This window comes from Streptomyces sp. MMG1533 (genome assembly GCF_001279775.1).
Taxonomy (GTDB): Bacteria; Actinomycetota; Actinomycetes; order Streptomycetales; family Streptomycetaceae; genus Streptomyces.
Genome location: NZ_LGDG01000248.1, coordinates 160,062 through 167,861, shown reverse-complemented (window position 1 = coordinate 167,861; position 7,800 = coordinate 160,062). Strand labels below are relative to the sequence as shown.

Sequence of the window (7,800 nt, the reverse complement as noted above, 5' to 3'; positions counted from 1 at the left end):
GCGTGGGCGTCGGCTCTGAACGGGGTGGCGCCGGCTGCGGTGCTGGTGGCGGAGGCGGCGGCTGCGGTGTCGGCGTCGGTTCCGGCGGCATGGGTGCCGGGGTGGGGCTGGGCTTCGGCGGAGTCGGAGTCGGAGTCGGAGTCGGGGTGGGTGTCGGCGTCGGTGTCGGTGTCGGTGTCGGCGTTGGCGTTGGCGTCGGGCACGGCGGAGGGGGAGGTGGTGGGCAGGCCGGCGGAGTCGGCCAGGTCAGGCTGCCGGCGACCGCCACCGCCTGTGTGCCGCCAGGCCCCGTCGAGGCGGAGGCGCAGGCGTCGGCCACGGCCACCTCGGCCGGCGCGCCCATGAGCATCCACGTCAGCGTCAACAGGGCAAACACCCGTATGGCGGGGGCGGATTGCGTCGGTTCGGGTCGATGCACGACGGAGATCATGAGGCCTGACGCACCGTCGCACGCCCGGTCACGAGGGGATTGCCCCGAAAGAGGGAACGGTGATGTCACAGGTTTCGGAAAGAAATGTTCGAGACGGTTGAACACAACCACGGCTCCCATGCGTACCCATGGTCGTGTGGCGGCGCAGCAGGGCGTTGCAACACCTTTGAAAGTATGGGGAGTTGACGATGAAGACCTCCTGGCGGAGCGCCTCACTCGTGGCGAGCGCTGCGGCGGTGCTGGCGCTGACGACGGCGTGCGGCCAGGAAAGCGGCACGTCGACCGGCAGCCAGAACGTCGGTGCGACGGCCGCGGCAGGCGACTACACCGTCGGCGGCATCGGTACCGGTTCCGGCACTGGCACGGCCACGGCCACGGCGGAGGCCGGGCAGGGCGCCGCGGCCCAGACGTCCACCGCGGGCGAGCTCAACGTGTCCACCAACGCGGAACTCGGCAATGTGCTCACCGACAGCGCCGGCCTCACCCTCTACCGCTTCGACGAGGACACGGCCGAACCGCCGAAGACCAACTGTGACGGCGACTGCGCCACGGCCTGGCCGCCGGTTCCCGCGGACGACGCCGAGGCCGGCGCCGGTGTCGACGAAGCGCTGCTCGGCGAGGTCACCCGCGCCGACGGCACCAAGCAGCTGACCATCGGCGGCTGGCCGGCGTACCGCTATGCGAAGGACACCAAGGCCGGCGACGTCGCAGGCCAGGGCGTGGGCGGCAAGTGGTACGCGCTGGCCCCCGACGGCAAGAAGGCGAAGATCGCCGACCTGCCCGGGCTGTCCACCCGCAAGGACCCCGACCTGGGCGAGATCGTCGTCGACAAGAACGGCATGACGGTCTACCGCTTCATGAAGGACGAGGCCTGGCCCAAGCCGGTCTCCAACTGCACCGGAGCCTGCCTGGAGAAGTGGCCGGCCGTCGCGCCCGTCGCGACGAACGACACCAAGGACGTCCAGAAGAAGGGCCTGATGAGCTTCACCCGCTCCGACGGCGTCAAGCAGATGACGGTCAACTGCTCGCCCATCTACACGTTCGCGGGCGACAAGGAGCCCGGCGACACCAACGGCCAGGGCGTCGGCGGCACTTGGTACGCCGTGGCACCCGACGGTAAGCCGGTCGGAGCGCCCGAAGAGTAAAGACGGCGTCCCGATCCACCGGTCCGCCCCCTCCGCGCCGCACGGAGGGGGCGGACCGGTTTGCCGTGATTCACCACAACTCCCCGCGAGTCGCCGCCCGGTTCGGAAAATCGACCGGAACGCTGCGGAGTGTCGCGCGCACTTTTCGTGGAGGATGCGGCGGGGCATCAATTCGGCACGTGCCGCAGGCAGTGACCGGGAACGGATGGTCAATTTCCGTTTCTGCTCGCTCCATTGGCGGGCGATCAGTAGCCTCTGCTCGAACACCGGATCGCCTACGCCTTGGAGAGATAGATGGAGCGTCCCGCCTGGGCCCCACGAAGCATCGACATCTCGGTGCCGAGCGTTTCGCGCATCTACGACTACTACCTGGGCGGTTCGCACAACTTCGAGGTCGACCGGGAAGCGGCCCGCAAGGCCATGGAGTTCATGCCGGGTCTCCCCAAGGTCATGCAGGCGAACCGGGCGTTCATGCGCCGCGCGGTGCGCTTCGCGGCCGACGCGGGCATCACCCAGTTCCTGGACATCGGCTCGGGCATCCCGACCTTCGGCAACGTCCACGAAGTGGCCCAGGCGGTCCGTCCCGAGGCCCACGTGGTGTACGTCGACCACGACCCGGTGGCCGTGGCGCACAGCGAGTCGGTCCTCGCGGGCAACGAGGGCGCGGGTGTGGTCGCGGCCGACCTCCGCAAGCCCCAGGAGATCCTCGCGAGCCCCGAAGTGCAGCGGCTGATCGACCTGAACCGGCCAGTGGCGCTGCTTCTCGTTGCCATACTGCACTTCGTGGAAGACGCGGACGACCCGTACGGAGCGGTGGACGAACTGCGCGACGCGCTCGCGCCCGGCAGCCTGCTGCTCCTGACGCATGCCTCGTACGAGGGAATTCCGTTGCCGGCCGAGCGGGCGGACGGCGCGGTGGACGTGTACAAGGACATTCGCAACCCGCTGATCATGCGCTCGCGCGAGGAGATCGCGCGGTTCTTCGAGGGGTACGACATGGTGGAACCCGGACTGGTGTCACCGCCGCACTGGCGGCCGGACACCGCACCGGAGGACGAGGATCCGTATGCGTTCTCCGGGTTCGCGGGCGTGGGGCGCAAGGCGTGAGCGCGGAACCGGACGGGCCGGAGGACAGACTGCGGCGGTTCGCGACGATCTGGAGCCGGGCCGTGTTCCCGGTGACCTCGACGTCCGCGACCCGGCCCGAGTTCGAGGAGCAACTGCTGCCGCTGGCCCGGCGGTTGAGCGAGGCGCTCAGGGCCAGGATCTACGACGCCGACGAGGCGAAGGCCGTGGGCGCCGCCCTGGTCACCGTGCACTGCACCGACCCGGAGGCGCTGACCCGCACGCTGGACTGCGTCGACGCCTACCTCGTGCTCTACTGCGGCGAGGACGGCATCCAGGAGGACCTGCGGGCGCGTGCCGCGCGGCTCCAGCACGCCATGGCCGCCGGGTTCGCCCACGCGCTGCGCGAGCGGACGCTCGCCGAGCAGGAGGCCATCGCGCAGGCGGCGTTGCAGGCGCAGGGCGTGGTCGCCCAGGCGCTGCACGCGACCGAGGCCCGCTTCCGCGCGGTCTTCGAGGGCGCGGCCATAGGCATCGGGATGGCCGACCTCGACGGCAACATCCTCCAGGTCAACGGAGCGCTGCTGCGCATGTTCGGCATCTCCGAGCAGACCATGCGCGCGCGCAACGTCATGGAGTGGACCCACGCCGAGGACGCGCCCCAGACCTGGAAGCTCTACGAGGAACTCGTCCGGGGCGATCGCGAGCACTACCACACGGAGAAGGCCTTCCACCGGCCTGACGGAACGGTCCTGTGGACCAACCTGACGGTCTCCCTGCTGCGCGACGCCGACGGCAACCCGCAGTACCAGTTGGCCCTCATGGAGGACACCACCGAGCGCCGCCTGCTCAACCTGCGGTTGCGCTACGAGGCCACGCACGACGCGCTCACCGGCCTGCCCAACCGCACCTTCTTCTTCGAGCGCCTGGAGAAGGCACTGGGCGCCGGGAAGGGGCAGCGCTTCGGGCTGTGCTACCTCGACCTCGACGGCTTCAAGACCATCAACGACAGCCTCGGGCACGCGGCCGGCGACCGACTGCTCGTCGAGGTCGCCGACCGGCTGCAGTCCTGCGCGACCGCGCCCGGCGAGATGGTCGCCCGGCTCGGCGGCGACGAGTTCGTGGCCCTGACCACCGGGCCCGACACCGAACGCGAGGTCGACGAACTCGCCGCCCGCATCATGAACGCGATGGTCGCCCCCATCAGCGTCGACGGCCGTGAGCTGACCGTGCGCGGCAGCATCGGCATCGTCGAGGGCCCGGCGGGGGAGCGGAGCCCTGCGGAGGTGCTGCGCAGCGCCGACATCACCATGTACCGGGCCAAGTCGGCGGGCGGCAACCGGTTCGAGCTCGCCGACCCGGAGGCCGACGCCCGCGCCATCACCCGGCACGGGCTGACCACGGCCCTGCCGACGGCCCTGGACCGGGGCGAGTTCTTCATCGAGTACCAGCCCCTGGTCCACCTCGGCGACGGCAGCGTGCGCGGCGCGGAGGCGCTGGTGCGCTGGCTGCATCCGCAGCACGGCGTGCTCGGCCCCGACCGGTTCATCCCGCTCGCCGAGCACACCGGGCTGATCGTTCCGCTGGGCCGCTGGGTCCTGGAGCAGTCGGTGCGCCAGGCCCGCGAGTGGCGGGAACGTTACGACGGCGCCGGCCCGCTGCGGATCAACGTCAACCTCTCGCCCTGCCAGCTCACTCATCCCGGCCTGGTCCAGGACACCGTCGACATCCTGGAGCGCATGGGCGTCGCACCCGACGCGCTCTGCCTGGAGGTCACCGAGTCGGCGCTCATCGGCGCGGACGACGACCTGCTGAAGCCGCTGCGCCGGCTCGCCGAGATGGGCGTCGACATCGCCCTGGACGACTTCGGCACCGGCTACTCGAACCTTGCCAACCTGCGCCGCCTGCCGGTGAGCATCCTCAAGCTGGACCGCTCCTTCACCCAGAGCATGCAGCAGTTTCCGGCCGACCCCGTCGACCTCAAGATCGTCGAGGGAATCGTTTCACTCGCCCACAGCCTGAACCTCGACGTGACGGTGGAGGGCGTGGAGACCGGCGCCCAGGCCGAGCAGCTGCGGATACTGGGCTGCGACACCGCCCAGGGTTGGTACTACGCCCGCCCGGGCCCGCCGGACCGGCTGCACGAGCTGGCGCTGGTGGACGCGACGGGCTGAGGCAGGGGCTGAGGGAGCTTCAGGGGAGCGGGATCGAGCGCAGGGAGCGGTGAGCCCGGGCCTGGACGATCACCAGGCCCGTGTCGCCGCCGGGCACCGCGAGCAAGGGGTGTTCGCCGCGCCTGGTCTGCGGATACGGCGGGGACGTGCGCGCAGCGGCGGTTCCGGTGGCCTTCGGGCCCTCGTGCAGGTCGATCGTGATCACGCGTCCCCTGGTGGTCTCGTCGTTGCCCGGGGTGAAGGTCACGAACCGGCCGTCGGCCAGGGCGGCTTGCTCCGTCGTGGTGTAGTAGCTCCACAGCCTGCGCCCGTGGACGAGGTCGTACGCGTTCCAGTCGCCGGCTCCCGGGTCCTCGGCGCTGTCCTCGTACAGCACCAGCACCCCGTCGGCGGAGATCAGCCCGCGTTCGGGCTTTTCTCCGGTGTCCTCGGGCGTCGGCAGGGGCCCTAGGGTGACGGGATCCAGGCGCTTCAGCGGCGGGAAGACGTCCCCGGCCGAGATCGGGCTGCCGGCGCACACCAGGTAGTGCCCCCCGGAGATGAGCGTCGGGCACTCGGTGCCCTCGGGGCTGGTCGCCAGAGCCCTGCCGGTGCGGGCGTCCCGGGCGGTGACCCGGGTGCCGTCGGTGGTGTAGACGCGGCCGTCGAAGGCGGCGAGTCCCCCGGACGGGTTCCCGTCGAGCGTGTGATGCCACAGAGTCTTGCCGTCGGAGGCGCGGAGGGCACGGAGGACGATGTGCTCATAGGTCGCGGCCGGCGTTTCGAGGACATAGACGGTGTCGTCCGCGGACGTGATCACGGCGACGGTGCTGCCGTCTGCCAGCTGGTGCGTCCAAGCCGCCGTCCCCGTGCGGAGGTCGGCGGCACGTACCTCTTCGCCCACGCCGGTCACGGCCCGCTCGTCGGCCGCGTCGAGGACGAGTCCCGCGCTGTTTCCCTTGCCGGTCCCGGGAACGACCCAGGTGACCTCGCCGGTCGTCCGGGACCGCCCGACGAGACCGCCCGTGCTGGTGGCGCACACGGCCTGGTGAGCCGTCGCGCCACAGTTGCCGCGGTCCTCCCGCACGAACACGCGGTTCTCCTGCACGGACAGGGGCACGGTCCACGTACGCCACGGCCCCGACACGGGCGAGGCGGAGCGCGGTGCGGTGGGGGCGGCCGGCGACGAGGCCGTCGTATGCCCGGAGCCGTCGGGCGGTGTGTTCCCCGCGCCTGAACACCCGGCCAGCAACAGCCCCATCAGTGCCGCCACCACATGTACCCGCCGCATGTACACCCCCCACGAGAACGCCCCATGCTACGGCGGTTCAGCGCTCCAGGAGCATCCGCTGCAACTCCCGCGCCGCCCGCGGCGGAGCCACGTCGCTGCGGTGGGCGAGTGCGATCGTCCTGTGCAACCCGGGCCGGGCCAACGGTGTCACCCGCAGCCCGCGCCCCGACCGGGCGGCCACCATCCGCGGTACGACGGCCACCCCGAGCCCCGCCCGTACGAAGCCCAGCACGGCGTCCATCTCGCCGCCCTCCACCGCGAAGTCCGGCTCGAAGCCCTCGGCGCGGCAGGCGGCCACGGTCAGTTCCCGCAGGTCGTAGCCGTGCCGGAACATCACCAGGCGTTCGCCCTCCAGGTCGCAGACCTGCACGGTGCGCGCTCCCCGGCCGGGCTTCGGGGCGTCCGGGGAGGAGACCACGACCAGGTCCTCGCGGAGCAGTTCCACCGTGGTGAGCGCGGGGGAGGGGGTCGGCAGGGGCAGGACGACCAGGGCCAGGTCGAGGGCGCCGCGGGCGAGTTCCCGTACGAGGTCGTGGGAGCCGCCCTCCTCGATCAGCAGCCGGATGCCGGGATAGCGGTCGTGGAAGGCGCGCAGCACGTCCGGGAGCAGGCCCGTGCACAGACTCGGGGTGGCGCCCAACCGGACGCGGCCGCTGCGGAGTTGGACCAGCTCCTGCACCTCGTGCCGGGCCGTGTCCGCGTCGGCCAGGATGCGGCGGGCCAGCGGCAGCAGTGCCTCGCCCGCGTCGGTGAGCGTGATGTTGCCCCGGGCACGCTGGAACAGATCGGCCCCGAGCTCCCGCTCCAGGGCCTTGATCTGCTGGGAGAGGGACGGCTGCGCGACATGGACCAGATCGGCGGCCCGGGTGAAGTGCCGGGTCTCGGCGACCGCCACGAAGTACTGGAGCTGCTGGAACTGCACCCGGCCATCATAGGCTCTCTCTATCGAAACGAGCCGTACCATGTCTTGGACCGATGGGGCCGTTCGGCCCTAGCGTCTTGAGCCATGGCTCTGGCAACGCGGACGGACCGACGACCGTCCATGGCACGCACCGTGTGGGACTCCTCCGTCGGCAAGAAGACCGTGATGGCCGTCAGCGGCCTGATCATGCTGCTGTACCTCGTCGTCCACATGATCGGAAACCTGAAGATCTTCTTCGGGGCGGGCGAGTTCAACCACTACGCGCACTGGCTGCGCACCGTCGGCGAACCCTTCATGCACTACGAGTGGACGCTGTGGCTCATCCGCGTCGTGCTGGTGGTCGCCGTCGTCGCCCACGCCACCTCGGCGTACCAGCTCAGCCGCCGCGACATCAGGGCGCGGCCCAGCAAGTACGTCCACAAGAAGCCGCGGGCCGGCTATGCGACCCGCACCATGCGCTGGGGCGGGATCATCCTCGGCCTGTTCATCGTGTGGCACATCCTCGACCTGACGACCGGCACCGTGCACTCGGGCGGCTTCCAGGAGGGCCACCCGTACCAGAACGTCGTGGACACCTTCTCCACCTGGTACGGCAACGTCATCTACATCGTCGCGATGCTCGCGCTCGGCCTGCACATCCGGCACGGCTTCTGGAGCGCCGCCCAGACCCTCGGCGTCGGCAGCCGGGCCCGCGACCGCGCCCTGAAGGCCGTCGCCGACGTCCTCGCGCTGCTGCTCACGGCCGGCTTCATCGCCGTACCCGTGGGCGTCATGACCGGAGTGGTGAGCTGAAG

The 7,800-nt window shown here is 70.8% G+C and carries 6 protein-coding genes and 1 pseudogene; 4 read left to right on the top strand and 3 right to left on the bottom strand.

Annotation, left to right across the window (positions count from 1 at the left end):
- A pseudogene (locus ADK57_RS35550) lies at nucleotides 1-203 on the bottom strand (hypothetical protein); the annotation flags it as partial.
- A gap of 415 nt (nucleotides 204-618) precedes the next feature.
- On the opposite strand from ADK57_RS35550, the gene ADK57_RS35545 reads away from it, so the two are divergent.
- The 3 genes from ADK57_RS35545 (at nucleotide 619) to ADK57_RS35535 (ending at nucleotide 4,814) form a co-directional block, all read left to right on the top strand.
- The gene (locus ADK57_RS35545) at nucleotides 619-1,575 is read left to right on the top strand and encodes an SCO0930 family lipoprotein (protein WP_053753792.1); all 957 of its coding nucleotides are present in this window, start codon (nucleotides 619-621) and stop codon (nucleotides 1,573-1,575) included.
- Nucleotides 1,576-1,869: 294 nt separating this feature from the next.
- Nucleotides 1,870-2,682 carry an SAM-dependent methyltransferase gene (locus ADK57_RS35540; protein WP_053753791.1) on the top strand — a complete coding sequence of 271 codons (813 nt, stop codon included), beginning with the start codon at nucleotides 1,870-1,872 and terminating at the stop codon, nucleotides 2,680-2,682.
- Nucleotides 2,679-4,814, top strand: coding sequence for a putative bifunctional diguanylate cyclase/phosphodiesterase (locus ADK57_RS35535; protein WP_053753790.1), 2,136 nt, complete (start codon nucleotides 2,679-2,681; stop codon nucleotides 4,812-4,814). The genes ADK57_RS35540 and ADK57_RS35535 overlap by 4 nt, the downstream gene beginning before the upstream one ends.
- 19 nt (nucleotides 4,815-4,833) lie before the next feature.
- Here the strand turns inward: ADK57_RS35535 and ADK57_RS35530 are convergent, their stop codons facing one another.
- A complete protein-coding gene (locus ADK57_RS35530) occupies nucleotides 4,834-6,084 on the bottom strand; it encodes a PQQ-binding-like beta-propeller repeat protein (protein WP_053753810.1) in 1,251 nt (416 codons plus the stop codon).
- A gap of 37 nt (nucleotides 6,085-6,121) precedes the next feature.
- The gene (locus tag ADK57_RS35525; RefSeq protein ID WP_053753789.1) at nucleotides 6,122-7,006 is read right to left on the bottom strand and encodes a LysR family transcriptional regulator; all 885 of its coding nucleotides are present in this window, start codon (nucleotides 7,004-7,006) and stop codon (nucleotides 6,122-6,124) included.
- A 120-nt stretch (nucleotides 7,007-7,126) separates the two neighbouring features.
- Here ADK57_RS35525 and ADK57_RS35520 point away from each other — a divergent pair, with 120 nt between their 5' ends.
- Nucleotides 7,127-7,798 carry a succinate dehydrogenase gene (locus ADK57_RS35520; protein WP_053753788.1) on the top strand — a complete coding sequence of 224 codons (672 nt, stop codon included), beginning with the start codon at nucleotides 7,127-7,129 and terminating at the stop codon, nucleotides 7,796-7,798.
- Nucleotides 7,799-7,800: the final 2 nt, after the last annotated feature.

Excerpts from the sequence above, each read along its gene's own strand:
- ADK57_RS35545 (WP_053753792.1), top strand. The coding sequence starts at position 619 with ATGAAGACCTCCTGGCGGAGCGCCTCACTCGTGGCGAGCGCTGCGGCG.
- ADK57_RS35540 (WP_053753791.1), top strand. The coding sequence starts at position 1,870 with ATGGAGCGTCCCGCCTGGGCCCCACGAAGCATCGACATCTCGGTGCCG.
- ADK57_RS35530 (WP_053753810.1), bottom strand. The coding sequence starts at position 6,084 with ATGCGGCGGGTACATGTGGTGGCGGCACTGATGGGGCTGTTGCTGGCC.
- ADK57_RS35520 (WP_053753788.1), top strand. The coding sequence starts at position 7,127 with ATGGCACGCACCGTGTGGGACTCCTCCGTCGGCAAGAAGACCGTGATG.